Source organism: Kineococcus sp. AC630 (genome assembly GCF_979255925.1).
Genome location: NZ_CEEDMJ010000034.1, coordinates 1 through 16,391, shown reverse-complemented (window position 1 = coordinate 16,391; position 16,391 = coordinate 1). Strand labels below are relative to the sequence as shown.

The 16,391-nt window shown below is 73.4% G+C and carries 15 protein-coding genes and 1 pseudogene; 9 read left to right on the top strand and 7 right to left on the bottom strand.

All coding sequences use genetic code 11. The features are described from left to right. Positions 1-5: 5 nt before the first annotated feature. Together AC0I8G_RS23805 and AC0I8G_RS23800 are read right to left on the bottom strand one after the other, a co-directional pair. Positions 6-1,019: a zinc-dependent alcohol dehydrogenase gene (locus AC0I8G_RS23805; protein ID WP_471732159.1), complete on the bottom strand. Its 1,014-nt coding sequence runs from the start codon at positions 1,017-1,019 to the stop codon at positions 6-8. Positions 1,020-1,064: 45 nt separating this feature from the next. Then, positions 1,065-1,430 (bottom strand): hypothetical protein, encoded by a 366-nt coding sequence (locus tag AC0I8G_RS23800; RefSeq protein ID WP_471732158.1) that lies wholly within the window; start codon positions 1,428-1,430, stop codon positions 1,065-1,067. A 353-nt stretch (positions 1,431-1,783) separates the two neighbouring features. On the opposite strand from AC0I8G_RS23800, the gene AC0I8G_RS23795 reads away from it, so the two are divergent. Both AC0I8G_RS23795 and metX read left to right on the top strand, forming a co-directional pair. Continuing rightward, positions 1,784-3,118, top strand: a complete 1,335-nt coding sequence (locus AC0I8G_RS23795; RefSeq protein ID WP_471732157.1) for a bifunctional o-acetylhomoserine/o-acetylserine sulfhydrylase — start codon at positions 1,784-1,786, stop codon at positions 3,116-3,118. A gap of 48 nt (positions 3,119-3,166) precedes the next feature. Continuing rightward, positions 3,167-4,390, top strand: a complete 1,224-nt coding sequence (metX, locus tag AC0I8G_RS23790) for a homoserine O-acetyltransferase MetX (RefSeq protein WP_471732156.1) — start codon at positions 3,167-3,169, stop codon at positions 4,388-4,390. A 26-nt stretch (positions 4,391-4,416) separates the two neighbouring features. On the opposite strand, the gene AC0I8G_RS23785 is transcribed toward metX, so the two are convergent. Both AC0I8G_RS23785 and AC0I8G_RS23780 read right to left on the bottom strand, forming a co-directional pair. Beyond that, complete coding sequence (locus AC0I8G_RS23785; RefSeq protein WP_471732155.1) at positions 4,417-4,971, bottom strand: carboxymuconolactone decarboxylase family protein; 555 nt, start codon at positions 4,969-4,971, stop codon at positions 4,417-4,419. Positions 4,972-5,176: 205 nt separating this feature from the next. Then, positions 5,177-6,529 (bottom strand): cation:dicarboxylate symporter family transporter, encoded by a 1,353-nt coding sequence (locus AC0I8G_RS23780; protein ID WP_471732154.1) that lies wholly within the window; start codon positions 6,527-6,529, stop codon positions 5,177-5,179. 38 nt (positions 6,530-6,567) lie between these two features. Here AC0I8G_RS23780 and AC0I8G_RS23775 point away from each other — a divergent pair, with 38 nt between their 5' ends. The 5 genes from AC0I8G_RS23775 (at position 6,568) to AC0I8G_RS23755 (ending at position 13,062) form a co-directional block, all read left to right on the top strand. Next, positions 6,568-8,214, top strand: coding sequence for a sensor histidine kinase (locus AC0I8G_RS23775; protein ID WP_471732153.1), 1,647 nt, complete (start codon positions 6,568-6,570; stop codon positions 8,212-8,214). Further along, the gene (locus AC0I8G_RS23770; protein WP_471732152.1) at positions 8,211-8,909 is read left to right on the top strand and encodes a response regulator; all 699 of its coding nucleotides are present in this window, start codon (positions 8,211-8,213) and stop codon (positions 8,907-8,909) included. Before AC0I8G_RS23775 ends, AC0I8G_RS23770 begins: the two co-directional genes overlap by 4 nt. 65 nt (positions 8,910-8,974) lie before the next feature. Then, positions 8,975-10,168: an AI-2E family transporter gene (locus AC0I8G_RS23765; protein ID WP_471732151.1), complete on the top strand. Its 1,194-nt coding sequence runs from the start codon at positions 8,975-8,977 to the stop codon at positions 10,166-10,168. Beyond that, positions 10,165-12,147, top strand: a complete 1,983-nt coding sequence (locus tag AC0I8G_RS23760) for an amino acid transporter (protein ID WP_471732150.1) — start codon at positions 10,165-10,167, stop codon at positions 12,145-12,147. Before AC0I8G_RS23765 ends, AC0I8G_RS23760 begins: the two co-directional genes overlap by 4 nt. 42 nt (positions 12,148-12,189) lie before the next feature. Next, positions 12,190-13,062, top strand: coding sequence for an SMP-30/gluconolactonase/LRE family protein (locus AC0I8G_RS23755; protein WP_380158690.1), 873 nt, complete (start codon positions 12,190-12,192; stop codon positions 13,060-13,062). Here AC0I8G_RS23755 and AC0I8G_RS23750 read toward each other — a convergent pair. Both AC0I8G_RS23750 and AC0I8G_RS23745 read right to left on the bottom strand, forming a co-directional pair. Next, a complete protein-coding gene (locus AC0I8G_RS23750) occupies positions 13,050-13,352 on the bottom strand; it encodes a hypothetical protein (RefSeq protein ID WP_471732149.1) in 303 nt (100 codons plus the stop codon). The genes AC0I8G_RS23755 and AC0I8G_RS23750 overlap by 13 nt on opposite strands. A gap of 91 nt (positions 13,353-13,443) precedes the next feature. After that, positions 13,444-13,884, bottom strand: a complete 441-nt coding sequence (locus AC0I8G_RS23745; protein WP_328294469.1) for a MerR family transcriptional regulator — start codon at positions 13,882-13,884, stop codon at positions 13,444-13,446. 198 nt (positions 13,885-14,082) lie between these two features. On the opposite strand from AC0I8G_RS23745, the gene AC0I8G_RS23740 reads away from it, so the two are divergent. Next, a complete protein-coding gene (locus tag AC0I8G_RS23740) occupies positions 14,083-15,375 on the top strand; it encodes a C40 family peptidase (protein WP_471732148.1) in 1,293 nt (430 codons plus the stop codon). Positions 15,376-15,483: 108 nt separating this feature from the next. Here the strand turns inward: AC0I8G_RS23740 and AC0I8G_RS23735 are convergent, their stop codons facing one another. Further along, positions 15,484-16,005, bottom strand: coding sequence for an inorganic diphosphatase (locus AC0I8G_RS23735; RefSeq protein ID WP_328294471.1), 522 nt, complete (start codon positions 16,003-16,005; stop codon positions 15,484-15,486). A gap of 178 nt (positions 16,006-16,183) precedes the next feature. Here AC0I8G_RS23735 and AC0I8G_RS23730 point away from each other — a divergent pair. Further along, positions 16,184-16,391 (top strand): annotated as a pseudogene (locus tag AC0I8G_RS23730) (D-alanyl-D-alanine carboxypeptidase/D-alanyl-D-alanine endopeptidase); the annotation flags it as partial.

Sequence of the window (16,391 nt, the reverse complement as noted above, 5' to 3'; positions counted from 1 at the left end):
GAAGGTCAGGGCTTGAGGAGGACCTTCAGCGCTCCGGTGCGCGCCGCGAGGACGTCGAGGGCCGCCTGGGCGTCGGCGATGTCGAACTCGTGGGTGATGAGCGGCGTCGGGTCCAGGACGCCGGTGGAGAACGCCCGGACGGCGTAGGCCCAGGCCCGGGTCGGGGCCCCGAAGACGGTCAGGACGTGGACGTTGCGCGACACCAGTTCCAGCGCGGACAGGTCGTCGGCGTCGGTGGCGGGGATGCCCGTCAGGACGACGCGACCGCCGCGGCGGGCCAGGCGGACGGCCGTGCGCGCGATGCCGGGGACACCGGCGGCCTCGATGACGGCGTCGAAGGTGGCGTCCAGCGTGGTGGCGTCACCGGTGTAGTGCGCGGCCCCGCAGGTCGCGGCGAGCTCGCGGCGCTCGTCGTTGTGGTGGACCACGGTGACCTCGCAGCCCGCGCCCTTGAGCAGCTGCACGCACAGCAGCCCCAGGGTGCCGGCGCCGACGACGGCCACCTTCGAACCGACGGTGACGTCGGCGAGCAGGACGGCCTCGGCCACGCAGGCGGCGGGTTCGATGCCGGCGGCGGCGCGCAGGTCGGCGCCCTCGTTCAGCAGGTGCAGGTAGCGCGCGGGCAGCGTGAGCCACGTGGCCCACCCACCGGAGAGGGTGAACCCGGTCTCCTCGTAGTCCTGCGGCCAGCCGTCGGTGTCACCGGCGACGGAGGCCGGGGTGCCCTCGGCGGTGCGGATGCCCTGGCCCACGACCCCGCGCCCGACGATCCCGTCGGGGACGCCCGCGCCGACGGCCACGACGGTGCCGGACCACTCGTGACCGGGGACGACGGGGTAGCGCACGAACTCCGCGGGCCGGGTTCCGGCGAACACCTCGCGGTCGGAGCCGCAGATGCCGCAGTAGGCGACCTGGACGAGGGCCTCACCCGGGCCGGGGTCCGGGACGGTCACGTCGTCGAGGAGTTCGAGGGTCCCGGGTTCGGTGATCCGGACCGCCCGGCCGGTGCGCTGCGTCATGGGGGCAAGTTACCGGGTCGGCGCTGCGCTCCGGCGACCGCGCGATCAGAGCGAGGGGTGGCCCTCGGCGCGCCGGATGACGTCGGTCAGCGCGGTCACGAGGCTCTGCGCCTCCGGCAGCGAGAGCTGCGCGATGTCGCCGATGAAGACGCGCGGGCCGAAGCGGCGCAGGACGGTCTGGCCGTTCTCGGCGTAGGCGAGGTCGGTGGACTCCAGGCGCACGGGGCAGGGACGTTCGGCGCCCTCGTCACCCTCGAGGGGGACCGTCTGGGCCTGGTAGCTGTGTAGCCAGCCACCCTCGACCTCGAGCCCGCGCGACGCCCAGGGCGGGGCGTCCCAGCGGATGACCTGGATCGAGTCGTCGGCCACCTGGGCCACGCTGTCCCCGGTGGGGGTGCGCTGGTCGTCCATCGACGCTCCACGGTTGAGTAGTAGGTGCTGAAGGTGATCCCAAGAAGGAGCAGACCGTGATCGTGCAATCGCAGAGCGTTGCTGGGTCAGCCTGCCAGACTCTTCACGATTCCGCCGCGTGTTCGTGACAACACTCTCAGTTGATCTCGATGACCGGGACCACCGCCGTGGAGGTGATGACGGGTTCCCGAGGTTGCCTCGGGGTTCGTCCCGGCGGCACCATCGGAGTGTGCTCCCGCGCCTGGTCGTCCTCGACCCCTTCTGGCCGGGCCGACGTCCGTACGTGTTCGACGGGTGGTGTCGACGCTCCTGAGAGCGCCCGCACCCCATCCGACCGAACTGAAGGACCCCTTGTGACCAGCGACAACGTTCCCGCCGTCGACCCGTCGACCTGGAGCTTCGAGACCCTCCAGGTCCACGCCGGGCAGAGCCCCGACCCCACCACCGGGGCCCGCGCGCTGCCGATTTACCAGACGACCAGCTACGCCTTCCGCGACACCGACCACGCCGCCGCGCTGTTCGGGCTCACCGAGGCCGGCAACATCTACACGCGGATCATGAACCCGACCCAGGACACCGTCGAGCAGCGCATCGCCGCCCTCGAGGGCGGGATCGGCGCGCTGCTCGTCGCCTCCGGGCAAGCCGCGGAGACCCTCGCGATCCTCAACATCGCCTCCGCCGGCGACCACGTCGTCGCCAGCCCCCGCCTCTACGGCGGCACGCAGAACCTCTTCCACCACACGCTGCCCAAGATGGGCATCACGGTGAGCTTCGTCGAGGACCCCGACGACGCGGCCTCGTGGGCCGCGGCCGTGCGCCCGGAGACCAAGCTGTTCTACGGCGAGACCATCTCCAACCCCGCCGGTGACGTCCTCGACCTCGAGGTCGTCGCGGGGGTCGCGCACGAGCACGGGGTCCCGCTGATCGTGGACAACACCATCGCCACGCCCTACCTGATCCGGCCCTTCGAGCACGGCGTCGACATCGTGGTCCACTCCGCGACGAAGTACCTCGGCGGGCACGGGACGTCCGTCGCGGGCGTCGTCGTGGACTCCGGGAACTTCGACTGGGCCGCCTCCGACCGCTTCCCCGGTCTCACCACCCCCGACCCCAGCTACCACGGGGTCGTCTTCACCGACGCCGTCGGGAAGGCCGCCTACCTCACCAAGCTGCGGGTGCAGCTGCTGCGCGACCTCGGCCCGGCCGTCGCGCCGTTCAACGCCTTCCTCATCGCCCAGGGGCTGGAGACGCTGTCGCTGCGGGTCGAGCGCCACGTCGAGAACGCCCTCGCGGTGGCGCAGTTCCTCGAGGCCCGCGACGACGTCCTCTCGGTGAACTACGCCGCGCTGGCGTCCTCGCCCTGGCACGCCCAGCAGCTCAAGTACGCGCCCAAGGGCTCCGGGGCCGTGCTCGCCTTCGAGATCGCCGGCGGCCTCCCCGCCGGGAAGGCGTTCGTCGACGCCCTCGTCCTGCACAGCCACGTCGCCAACATCGGCGACGTGCGCTCCCTGGTCATCCACCCCGCCTCCACCACCCACTCCCAGCTCACCCCCGAGGCCCAGCTCGCCGCGGGGGTCACCCCCGGCCTGGTCCGCCTCGCGGTCGGGATCGAGAAGCTCGACGACATCCTCGCGGACCTCCGCGTCGGGTTCTCCGCCGCTGCGGCCACCACGTCCCGGACCGCCTGACGCCCGCGCGTCAGGGACACTGGGACCGAGCAGGGGGGTCGAGCGGGAGTGGTGGTCGTCGACGTGGTGGGTACGCACGAACTCGTCCAGGAGGTGCCGGAGCAGGCGTCGCGGGCGCTGTCGTCGAAGGGGCCCCCGGCCTCGGGGGCGTGGCGCGAGGGCGACTTCGCCGGCCACCGGCGCTTCGCCGACGTCGGGGACCTGCCGCTGCAGCTCGGCGGTGTCCTGCCGCAGGTCCGGCTCGCCTACGAGACGTGGGGGACGCTGAACGCCGACGCCTCCAACGCCGTCCTCGTCGAGCACGCCCTCACCGGTGACGCCCACGTCACCGGTGAGGCCGGGCCCGGCCACCCGACCGCCGGCTGGTGGTCGACGCTCGTCGGGCCCGGCAAGGCCCTCGACACCGAGCGGTACTTCGTCGTCGCGGCCAACGTCGTCGGCGGCTGCCAGGGCTCGACCGGCCCCGCCTCCACCCGCCCCGGCACCGACCGGGCGTGGGGTTCGGCCTTCCCGCGGATCACCGTCGCCGACCAGGTCGCGGCCGAGGCCCGCCTGGCCGACGTGCTCGGCATCGCCCGCTTCGTCGCCGTCCTGGGCGGCTCCATGGGGGGCATGCGCTCGCTGGAATGGGCTGCGGCGCAGCCGGACCGCGTGGGCTCCGCCCTCGTCCTCGCGACCACGGCCGCCTCCGGGGCCGACCAGATCGGCGCCCAGAGCGCCCAGCTCGCAGCGATCCTCGGCGATCCGGGCTGGCGCGGTGGCGACTACCACGGCGCCCCGGACGGGCACGGCCCGCACGTCGGCCTCGGCCTCGCCCGCCGCCTCGCCCACCTGACCTACCGCAGCGCCGCCGAGCTCGACAGCCGCTTCGGCCGCTCCGCGCAGTTCGGCGAGGACCCGCTCGCGCCCCGCGAACCCGGCCGCTACGCCGTGCAGAGCTACCTCGACCACCACGCCGAGAAGCTCGTGCGCCGCTTCGACGCCGGCTCCTACGTCGCCCTCACCGACGCCATGAACACCTGGGACGTCGGCCTCGGGCGCGGCGGGACCGAGCAGGCGCTCGCCGCCGTCACCGTGCCGCTGGTCGTCGTGGCCGTCGACTCCGACCGGCTCTACCCCGTCGAGGACTCGCGCCGGATCGTCGCCGCGGCCCCCGCCGCCGTCGGGGGGCTGCGGGTGGTGACGTCGGTCTCCGGCCACGACGGGTTCCTGCTCGAGTCCGACCAGATCGCGCCGCTCGTCCTCGAGACGCTGGCCCTCGGCGCCCGCTGAGCCGGGCCCCGGGGCAGTGGCGTGTCTCAGCGAGTCGCGCTGAGCCGCACCGCGGGGAAGTCGAGCGGGACGGCCAGCCCGACGTTGAGGTAGTTGGTGAAGAGGTTCAGGGCCACGTGGGCCACGACCTCGACCACCTCCTCGTCGTCGAAACCGGCCGCGCGCAGGGCCTCGACGTCCTCGTCGCGGACCTGACCGCGGTTCTCGACGAGTTCGTGGGCGAAGGCCAGGGCCGCAGCCGTGCGCGGGTCCTGCGAGCGGCCGAGCTGGGCCTCGCGCATCTCCGCCGAACTCGCCCCGGCCTTGCGCCCCAGCGCGGTGTGCGCGGCGAGGCAGTACTCGCAGCGGTTGTGGTCCGCGACCGCGACGGCGATCTGCTCACCCAGCCTGGCGTCCAGGCGACCGCTGCCGAGCACGGTGAAGGCGCCCCACATCATCCGCAGGGCCGCGGGGGAGTGGGCGACGACGCGGAACATGGCCGGCGTGACGCCGAAGGCGGTGGTGATCTCGGCGAGCAGGGCGGCGGTCTCGCCGGTGGCCCCTTCGGCCGCCAGCACCTGCGGCCGGCCTGCGGGGAGCACGAGGACGCCCAGTCCCCGCAGCAGGAGGAGCTGTGGGAACGGTTCACCGCCGGCGACCCCGGCAGGCCCTGACCCTCGCGCACGTCCCGCGGAAACAACACTTTCCGCCCTCCCGCACCCCCCGCGCGGGGCGGAAAGCGTTGTTTCCGCCCCAGGGGGCGAATCGGAAGGGCGGAAAGTGTTGTTTCCGCGGGGGAGGGGCGGGTCAGGCGGTGGGGACGTGCGCCCCGTCGCGGACGTCGGTGGCGGTGTGGGTCGGGTCCATCGAGCGTTCGTCGAAGGGGATCTCCCCGGCCAGGACCCGCGTCGCGCGGGCGTGGTCGATCTGGTGGGTCCAGGTGCCGATGACGACGGTGCCCACCGAGTTCCCGATGAAGTTCGTCACCGCGCGGGCCTCGGACATGAACCGGTCGATCCCGACGATGAGCCCGACCCCGTCCAGCAGAGCGGGTTTGTGCGAGGCCAGGCCACCGGCCAGCGTCGCCAGGCCGGCGCCGGACACCCCGGCGGCACCCTTGGAGGCGATGACCATGAAGACCAGCAGCGAGACCTGCTCGCCCACCGACATCGGCTGGCCGAGGGAGTTCGCGATGAACAACGAGGCCATCGTCAGGTAGATCGCGGTGCCGTCCAGGTTGAAGGAGTACCCCGTCGGGACGGTGATGCCGACGGTCGGCTTCGAGACCCCGAGGTGTTCCATCTTCGCGATGAGCCGGGGCAGCGCCGTCTCGGAACTCGAGGTCGAGACGATGAGCAGGAGTTCCCGGGCGACGTAGCGCAGCAGCTTGAAGATCGACATCTTCGCGACGATCCGCAGCATCAGGCCCAGCACGATGAACACGAACAGCGCGCAGGTGACGTAGAAGCCGACCATCACCGTCGCGAGCGCCTTCAACGCGTCCACGCCGGTCTCCCCGACGACGGCCGCGATCGCGCCGAACGCCCCGATGGGGGCGACCCACATGATCATCGCGAGGACCTTGAAGACGACCTTCTGGATCGTCTGGACCCCGCGCAGCGCGACCTGACCGGGTTCCCCGAGCGCCTGGATCGCGAAACCGACGAGCAGGGCGACGAACAGGGCCTGCAGCACCGACCCCGCGGTCAGCGCCGAGAACAACGTCGTCGGGATGATGCTCAGCAGGAACCCGGAGGTCCCCTGGGTCTCGGACTTCGGCACGAGACCGGGCCCGGCCTTCCTCAGGTCGTCGGTGAGCTGCAGGTCGGTGACCGGCAGCAGGTTCCCGACGACGAGGCCGATGACCAGGGCGAAGCCGCTCATCACCAGGAAGTAGAGCAGCGCCGTCCCGCCCACCTTGCCGACGGACGCGGCCTGGCGGACGGAACCCACCCCGAGGACGATCGTGCAGAAGATGATCGGCCCGATCATCATCTTCACCAGGGCGACGAACCCCGTCCCGAGCGGCTTCAGCTCCTTGCCGACGTCGGGGAAGATCAGACCGACGGCGATGCCGAGGGCGACGGCGACGATCACCGCGATGTAGAGGAAGTGCGTGCGGTCACGCTTGACCGTCTGGTTCTGAGCGCCAGTGCTCATGGGACCCTCTCGGTGACGTTCGGATGCTGGAGGTGATCGTGGTCACAGCGACCCCGTCACGTCCCGCTTCCGGTCGTTTCGTTCACCGGTCGCACTGGACCCTCGCCTCGCGCGTCCTCGTCCTGCAGCTGCTCGTCGTGCTCGTCGTCGTCCTCGGCGCGACGGCCGCCCTGGGCTGGCAGCTGCGCAGCGACACCCGCCGCGACGCCACCACCGAGGTCACCGACGTCGCCGCCGCCGTCGCGCAGTCGCCCGACGTGCAGGCCGGGCTCGAGGACCCCGCGACCGCGGACCGCGCCGGGATCCAGCGTCACGTCGAGGCCGTCCGGACGGCCACCGGCGTCGACTTCATCACCGTCGTGGACCGCGACGCGATCCGCTGGACCCACCCCGACCCCAGCCAGATCGGCAGACCGTTCCTCGGCCACAGCGCCCCCGCCCTGGCCGGCGGGGAGGTCGTCGAGACCTACACCGGCACCCTCGGCCCGTCGGTGCGCACCGTGCTGCCCGTCCGGGCACAGGACGGGGCCGTCGTCGGCGCGGTCGCCGTCGGGGTGACGACCCGCTCGGTCACCGCGGACCTGCTCGACCGGCTGCCCGTCCTGCTGCTCGCCCTCGCCCTGGCCCTCGGGCTCTCGTTCGCGGGCAGCTGGGCGCTCTCGCGCTGGGTCCGCCGCCGCACCCACGGTCTCGAACCCACCGACCTGACCCGCCTCTGGGAGGTCAACGACGCCGTCCTGCACTCGCTGCGCGAAGGCCTCGTCGTCCTCGACCCCGCCGGGCGGGTCCAGGTCGTCAACGACGAGGCCCGCCGGCTGCTGCCCACCGCCCCCGACGGGGAGCTGGAGATCCCGCCCGCCGTGCAGCGCCTCCTCGACGCCGACGAGGACGTCGTCGACGACCTGCAGGTCAGCGACGACCGCGTCCTCGTCGTCAACCGGCTCGACGCCCGCTGGGAGGGCCGCCGCGTCGGCACCGTCGTGACCCTGCGCGACCACACCGAGCTGCAGGCCCTCACCCGCGACCTCGACGCCGTCCGCGGCCTCGCCGACGCGCTGCGCTCCCAGGCCCACGAGGCCGCGAACCGGCTGCACGTCGTCGTCACCCTCGTCGAGCAGGGCCAGCCCGAACGCGCCGTCGCCTTCGCCACCTCCGAGCTCGCCGCCGCCCAGCAGCTCACCGACCTCGTCGTCGCCGACGTCGCCGACCCGGCCGTCGCCGCGCTGCTCATCGGCAAGTCCGCCCAGGCCGCCGAACGCGGTGTCGAGCTCGAGGTCGAACCCGACACGGCGCTGGCCGACGCGTTGCTGCCCGCGCGCGACCTGGTCACCGTCGTCGGGAACCTCGTCGACAACGCCGTCGAGGCCGCGCTGGACGCGGCGGGGCCCCGCTGGGTGCGGGTCCGGATCACCGGGGGCGGGGGAGCCGTCGAGGTCCGGGTCACGGACTCGGGGGAGGGCCTGCCGCCCGGCTGGCTGGAACGGGCGATGCGCCGCGGCTGGTCGCGCAAGGAGAACCGGCTAGCCCCCGAGGGCACCCACGGGCTCGGGCTGGCCCTCGTCGGGCAGGTCGTGCGCCGCCACGGCGGGACGATCGCCGTCGAGGAACCCGTGACCCTCGACGACGGCGGCGGGACGATCGTGGTGCGGCTGCCGTGCGGGGTGGCGTGCGGGGTGGCGACGTGATCCGGGTCCTCGTCGTCGAGGACGACCCGGTGCTCGCCGCCGGGCACGCCGAGAAGGTCTCGGCGATCCCGGGGTTCGTCGTCGTCGCCGCCGTGCACTCCGGGCGGGAGGCGCTCGCGGCCGTCGGCGCCGCCGGTGCGGACACCCCGATCGACCTGGTGCTGCTGGACATGACGTTGCCGGACGTCGACGGGCTGCAGGTGCTGCGCGCGTTGCGGGCCGCCGCCGTCCCCGCCGACGTCATCGCCGTGACGGCCGTCCGCGAACCCGCGACCGTGCGGGCGTCGTTGTCGATGGGGGTCGTGCAGTACCTGCTGAAACCCTTCTCGGCCGCCGCGCTGGAGGAACGGCTCCTCGCCTACGCGCGGTTCCGGGCCGACGTCGTCGCCGCCTCGGGGGAGCACGGCATCGACCAGCAGGCCATCGACGAGGCGCTCTCGCAGTTGCGCACCGCCGCCGGCCCCGCCCGCGGGATCGCCGCGCCGACGTTGCTGGCCGTCGTGGCGGCGCTGCGGGAAGCGTCTGCGGCGCGGGGGTTGTCAGCGGCCGAGGTGGCCGCGGTGACGGGGTTGTCGCGGGTCAGCGCGCGACGCTACCTGGAGCACCTGTCCGGTGCGGGCCGGGTGCGGCGCGAACCCCGCTACGGCGGTTCCGGTCGCCCCGAACTCGCCTACCTGCCCACCGCCGCCCTCTGACGGGTTCCGGGGCCGCCGGGGTTCCGGCGTGCACGGGGGGTTCCCCGGGCGCAGCATCGTGGTTCGTGAGCGACAGCACGAGAACCACCCCCCGGGCCAGCGACCTCGGCGGCGTCTCCGACGAGCGGGCCCCCTCCCCGGGGACCGTCCGCACCATCCTGACCGCCATCGGCCTCCTGCTGGCGACGGCGCTGCTGCTCTACGTCGTGCTGCAGACCCTGCAGGTCCTGACCTGGATCGTCGTGGCCGCGTTCTTCGCCGTGGCCCTCTACCCCGTCGTCGGGTGGGTGGAGCGCCGCCTGCTGGGCGGCAGGCGCCGCCCCCTGGCCACGCTGCTCGTCTTCGTCGTCATCGTCCTGCTGCTCGCCGCGATCGGGACCCTCTTCGTCGTCCCCCTCGCCCAGGAGGGCACCAAGTTCGCCGGGCAGCTGCCCCAGCTCGTCGACGACGCCCGCGCCGGGCGCGGCCCCGTCGGGAACCTGCTGGAGCGCACCCACGCCCTGACCTACGTCCAGGACAACCAGGACCGCATCAAGGCCTTCGCCACCGGCCTGACCACCCCGGCCGCCGGGGCGTTGCGCGGGGTCGCGACCGGGGCCGCCGGAGCGGCCTCGATCTTCGTCCTCGCCTTCCTCATGGTCCTCGAGGGCCCCAAGGTCGTCGACGGTTTCGTCAACCTCTTCCACCCCCCCACCGCCCACCGGCTGCGCACCGTGGGTGCGGACTGCGCGAAGTCGGTCACGGGGTACCTGTCGGGGAACCTCCTCATCAGCGCCATCTGCGGCGTCCTCACCTACGTCGTGCTGAAGGTCGCCGGTGTCCCCTTCGCCGGGCTGATCGCTCTCTTCGTCGCGATCGCCGACCTCGTCCCGCTGGTCGGGGCCACCATCGGCGCCGTCGTGGCCGTCGTCGCCGGGCTCGTGCACTCGGTGCCCGCCGGCATCGCGGTGCTGGTGTTCTTCCTCGTCTACCAGCAGCTGGAGAACCACCTGCTGCAGCCGCTGATCTTCTCCCGCACGGTGAAGCTGAACCCGCTGACGGTCATCGTGGCCATCCTGCTCTCCGTCGAGCTGGCGGGGATCCTCGGCGCGCTGCTGGCGATCCCGGTGGCGAGCATCGCCCAGGTCGTCGTCCGCGACGTGTGGGACCATCGCACGGGCCGCCCCAAGGACGAGGTGACGGTGGGTGAGGACCGCGAGTCCGTCGGCACCGCGACCCGGGAGATCCGGCTGCCGGGCGAAGGCGCGCACCAGGCGTGAGCGCGACCCCGGACTACGCCGTCCCGGCGCAGGTGGACTGCCCCACCCCGGGTCAGGCGCCGCCCACCGGCCTCAAGCGCTGGCTGCTGGCGGACCGCGTGCAGCCGGCCGGCCCGGTCGCCGCGGCTGAGCAGGTCCACCCGCAGGCGTGGTGGAAGGTCATGTGCCTCACCGGGGTGGACTACTTCTCCACCCTGTCCTACCTGCCCGGGATCGCGGCCCTGGCTGCCGGGGCGCTCTCCCCGCTGGCCACCCTGCTCATCGTCGCGCTGACCCTGCTGGGGATGCTGCCGATGTACCGCCGGGTCGCGGCGGAGAGCCCCCACGGGCAGGGCTCGGTCGCGATGCTGGAGGACCTCCTGCCGTTCTGGCGGGGCAAGGTCTTCGTGCTCGTCCTCCTCGGGTTCGTCGCCACCTCCTGGATCATCACGATCACCCTGTCCAGCGCCGACGCCTCGGTGCACCTGCTGGAGAACCCCTACGCGCCCGCCGCGCTGCACGGGCACGCCGTGCTCGTCACCGTGGCCCTGCTGCTCGTCCTGGGCGGGGTGTTCCTGCTGGGCTTCAGCGAGGCCGTCGTCGTCGCCATCCCGCTGGTGGCGGTGTTCCTGCTGCTCAACGCCGCGGTCGTCGTCGTCGGCCTCCTCGACGTCGTGCGCGACCCGGCCGCCCTGACGGGGTGGAGCGACCGGCTCACCGCGGGCGGCGGGGGCGTGGGCGGGGTGCTGGGCCCGGCCGTGCTCGCCTTCCCGCTGCTGGTGCTGGGGCTCTCGGGCTTCGAGACCGGGGTCTCGATGATGCCGCTGATCGCCGCGAAGGGGGCCACGCCCGAGGAGGTGCTGGCCTCGCGCGTGCGCAACACCCGCAAGCTGCTGACCGCGGCCGCGCTGATCATGAGCGTCTACCTGCTGGCGACCAGCTTCGTGACCACCGTGCTCATCCCCGCGCCGGAGTTCCGTGCCGGCGGGGCGGCCAGCGGCCGGGCGATGGCCTACCTGGCCCACGAGCGCCTCGGCGGCGGCTTCGGCACCGTCTACGACGTCTCCAGCGTCCTCATCCTCTGGTTCGCGGGCGCCTCGGCCATGGCCGGGCTGATCAACATCGTGCCCCGCTACCTGCCGGCCTACGGCATGGCGCCGGAGTGGGGGCGCGCGGTGCGCCCGGTCGTCCTCGTCTACACCGCCATCAGCGTCCTCATCACCCTCGCCTTCCGCGCCGACGTCGACGCCCAGGCCGGGGCCTACGCCACCGGGATCCTGGTGATGATGGTCTCGGGGGCCGTGGCGGTCACCGTCTCCGCGCGCCGCGCCCGCCGGCGCCGGGCCACCGCGGGCTTCGCCGTCCTGACCGCGGTCCTGCTCTACGCGCTGGTGGAGAACGTCCGGGAGAAGCCCGACGGCATCGCGATCTCGGGGTTGTTCATCGCCGGCATCGTCGTCGTCTCCCTGGTCTCGCGGGTCTCGCGCACCACCGAGCTGCGGGCCGAGCGCATCGAGTTCGACGACGCCGCGCGCCGCATCGTCACCGACTCGCTGACCTTCGACGGGGCCCTGCACCTCATCGCCAACCGCCCGGGGGTGGGCGACGAGGCCGAGTACGCGGCCAAGGAGGCGCGGGTGCGGGCGATGGACCCCGTGCCCGGCGGCGCCGACGTGGAGTTCCTCGAGGTGGAGGTCGTGGACCCCTCGGCGTTCTCCGAGGTCCTCCTCGTACGCGGGGTGTTCGTGGGCCCTTACCGGGTCCTGCGGACGCAGGCCCCGGCCGCGCCCAACGCCGTCGCCGCGATCCTGCTCGCGCTGCGCGACGCCACCGGGGTCCGCCCCCACGCCCACTTCGAGTGGTCCGAGGGCAACCCCCTGGGCCACCTCATGCGCTACCTGATCCTCGGCCGCGGCGACACCGCCCCCGTCGTCCGCGAGATCCTCCGCACCCTGGAACCGGACCCGGAGCGCCGTCCCGGCATCCACGTCGGCGGCTGACCGCCCGTGCGGCGCAGCACGAGGGGCCCTAGGGTCGCTGCCGTGGCAGCAGCGGAGCGGATCACCGACAGGCTCGTGGGACACGGCGAAGGCCCGTGCTGGTCGCCGACGTGGGGAGGGTTGCGGTTCGTCGACCTCTACGAGGGCGACATCGTCACCCTCGACGCGTCCGGGGCGACCAGCCGGAAGCACTACGGCGACGTGGTGGCGATCACCCGGCCGCGGGTCGGCGGGGGAGCCGTCGTCGCCGTGGAGCGCGGGATCGTCCTCGAGGCGCCCGACGGCTCGCTGGAGCGGCTGCCGGAGCTGTGGGGCCCACGGGTCCGGCTGCGGATGAACGAGGGCGGCTGCGACCCCGACGGCCGCTTCTACGCGGGGAACATGGCCTACGACCAGGCCGACGGCAAGGGCACCGGGCGGGGGGCGGTCTTCCGCCTCGACGTCGACGGCACCACCTCGATCGTCGTCGAGGAGGTCACGATCTCCAACGGTCTCGGCTGGAGCCCGGACGGGACGCTGGCCTACTACAACGACACCCCGACCGGTCGCACCGACGTCTTCGACTACACCCGCGACGGCGGCCTCACGAACCGCCGCCCCTTCGCCCAGGTCAACGACGAGTCGGGCCGCAACCGGCCCGACGGGCTGACCGTCGACGCCGAGGGTGGGGTCTGGACGGCCCTCTTCGGGGGTTCCGCGGTCCGTCGCTACGCCCCGGACGGCACGCTGGACGCCGTCGTCGAGGTCGGTGCCCGGCAGGTCACGGCCTGCACGTTCGGCGGTGAGGACTACAGCGAGCTGTTCATCACGACGTCGCGCGAGGGCCTCGCGGACGACGACGACCCTCAGGCCGGGAGCATCTTCCGCTTCGTGCCCGGGGTGAAGGGCCTGCCGGCGCTGCCCTACGCGGGCTGAGCGCAGGCGCTGCGCGCGACGCGGACCAGGGACTCGGCGACGAGGAGGTCGCCGGTCCAGGTCGCGGCGACGCAGTCCCCGGGGTGCAGTCCGGTCAGGCCCAGGTGGTCGACGTGCTCCCGGTCCAGGCAGACGTCGTGCCCGACGGTGCGCAGGCAGACCTCGGTCCGGGCGGCGCGGGTGACCGTGCCGGGTGCGGTGCTCGGCGTCGGCGGGCGCAGCAGCACGGCCAGGGCGAGCGCCAGCAGCGCGACCGCCACCACGACGGGCAGCGCGCGGCGGAGGGTCACACCCCGTCGTCGGCCGTCCGCGTCGGCCCCTTGAGTCGTGATGCCGCTGGGACTCCCAGCGAGATCTCCGGCGCAGGGCGCCGGCTCCAGGTCAGGGGGTGGTCTCGCGGACGGGGGGTTCGGGGGCGGGGGAGCCGCCGTCGGTGCGCCCGGCGGCCTCGTCGCGCAGTCGCTGCGCGAACTCCTCGGCCATCATCAGCCGCTCGCGGAGCTTCTCGACGCGGGCGTCGGCGGCGGCGCGGAAGGTGTCGAGGCGTTCGAACAGCGTGTCGCGCGGGGTCTCGGAGGGGAGCCGGCCGTCGAGGGCGTCGAGGACCTGCAGCAGTTCGCGCATCTCGTCGAGGGAGAAGTCCAGCGGCTTCATCCGCTTGAGGACGAGGAGGCGGTAGACGTCCATCTCGGTGTAGAGCCGGAACCCGCCGGGGGTGCGCTGGGTCGGGGTGACCAGACCCATCTCGTCGTAGTAGCGGATGGTGCGGAAGCTGTAGCCGACCCGTTCGACGACCTCGCCGATCTGCATGAGTTCGGGCATCGAGATCTCCTTGATCGACGGACGGGCGTCGCCGGGACGACAGTCGATCGTAACGGCCAGGTCGCCCCCGTTCGGCCCGTCTGCGGGGTGGTTCCCCCGGAGGCAGGTACCGACGCGCGGGGCCCGGGGTGTTCCGCACGGGACGTTTGGTGGTTAACCTGCACACTGTGACGCGACTGACTACGCTGGGTGACGATCGTGACTGAGGGTCGCACAGCCCGCCGCACCCTGCTGCTGGCCCTGACCGCTGCGGTCCCGCTGATCGCGGTGGGCGGCCCGGCCCTGGCCGACCCGGTCTACCCCAGCCAGGGCGACGTCGACGCCGCCAAGGCCGCCGCCGCCACCACGGCCGCGCAGGTCGACTCGTTGCAGGCGCAGCTGAACAGCCAGCAGGCCCAGCTCGACGCCGCCCAGACCTCGCTGTCCGTCGCGACCGAGGACTACGACGAGGCCCGTGCGCTGCTCGAGCAGCGCACGACCGAGGCCACCGCCGCCGCCCAGGCCGCCGCCGACGCCGCGCAGGCCTACGAGGAGGCCCGGATCGCCGTCGGCCAGCTCGCCTCCCAGACCTACCGCGGGTCCTCCGGGGACTACTCCTCGTTCACGTCCGTCCTCGCCTCCGGCTCCATCACCGACTACGTCGACGGCAAGGCCACTCTCGACCACCTCGCCGGCGGCCGCGCCGACGTCCAGGCCGAGGCCGCCGCCGCGAAGACCCTCGCCGAGAGCACCGCCGCCCAGGCCGCCGACGCGAAGAAGGCCCAGCAGGACGCCACCGACGCCACCGCCAAGGCCCAGAAGGCCGCGCAGAAGGCCGCCGACGCCGCCGACGCGGTGGTCGCGGGCACCCAGGCCAAGACCGACGCCCTCGTCGCCCAGCTCGCGCAGCTGCAGCAGACCACCGTCGCGCTCGAGCAGCAGCGCCAGGCCGGTCTCGAGGCCGAACGCCAGGCCGCGGCGGCCGCCGCCGCGCAGGCCGCGGCCGCCGCGCAGGCCGCCGCCGCAGCCCGGGCCGCCTCCGCCCCGTCCGCGCGCAGTTCGTCTTCCGCGGGTGGGTCCGCGGGTGGGTCCGCGGGTGGGTCCGCGGGCAGCGCCTCGGTGCGCCGGGCCGCCGGCCCCACCGCGGGCGCGAACACCGCCGTCGGCTGGGCGCTCGCGCAGCTCGGCAAGCCCTACCTGTGGGCCGGCGACGGCCCCGACTCCTTCGACTGCTCCGGCCTGACGATGCGCGCCTGGCAGGCCGCCGGGGTCGGGCTGCCGCACTCCTCGCGCATCCAGTACAGCGGCGAGGCCAAGGTCGACCTCTCCGACCTCGAAGCCGGCGACCTCGTCTTCTACGCCACCGACACCGCCAGCCCCGGCACGATCCACCACGTCGGCATGGTCATCGCGCCCGGGACGATGGTCGAGGCCCCGCACACCGGCGCCAACGTGCGGACCTCCTCGATCTACCGCTCCGGGCTCATGCCCTACGGCACCCGTCCCGCCTGACCTCCGCGTCCCACCCGGGCCGCGAACGCGAGAGGGATCGTTGCCTCCCCGAGGTCGTAGGACGACATCGGGGAGGCAACGATCCCTCGGCGGAACCGGGCCGAAGCCTCAGTGCTTGGCGGCGCCGGCCTCGTAGGACGTGCCCTTGGCGCGCTCGTAGGACGCCGCGATCTCCTTCTCGGCCTCCGCGCGACCGGCCCAGTTCGCGCCCTCGACGCTCTTGCCGGGCTCGAGGTCCTTGTAGGTCTCGAAGAAGTGCTGGATCTCCAGGCGGTCGAACTCGGAGATGTCCTCCAGGTCCTGGATCTTCTCCCAGCGCGGGTCGCCCGCGGGGACGGCGAGGATCTTGTCGTCGCCGCCGGCCTCGTCGCGCATGTGGAACATGCCGATCGCGCGCGAGGAGATGAGGCAACCGGGGAACGTCGGCTCCTCGAGGATGACGAGGACGTCCAGCGGGTCCCCGTCCTCGCCCAGCGTGCCCTCGATGAACCCGTAGTCGTGCGGGTAGCGCGTCGAGGTGAACAACATGCGGTCCAGGCGGATGCGCCCGGTCTCGTGGTCGACCTCGTACTTGTTGCGCTGACCCTTGGGGATCTCGATGGTCGCGTCGAACTCGACTGGGGTGCTCACGTGGCTCCTCTCGTCGGGGCCCGGGGACCCCGTCTGGTTCTTCGCCCGACCGGAGGGTCTGCTCCGCCGGGGGTGCGCGCTAGTGTCGCGCAGACCGGCGCTCGCGGACGAACTCGGGGTGGCACCCCGGTGACGGACCGCTGCGCCACCCAGGACGAGGAACGGGAGTACCGGACGCGTGCGCAAGGCCGCCACCGCCGCCGTGACGGCCGCCACGGTGCTCGTGCTGGCCGGTGGCTACGCCGGGCTCGACGCCGGCGGGGTCGTCCCCGGTCCGCTGACCACGACGCCCGCCCCCACCGCGCCGGCCCTGCCGACCGCTCCGGCCGCCACCCGTCCGGCCCAGGACCCGCAGGCCGTCCTGCCCGCGCTGGACCCCGACGCCC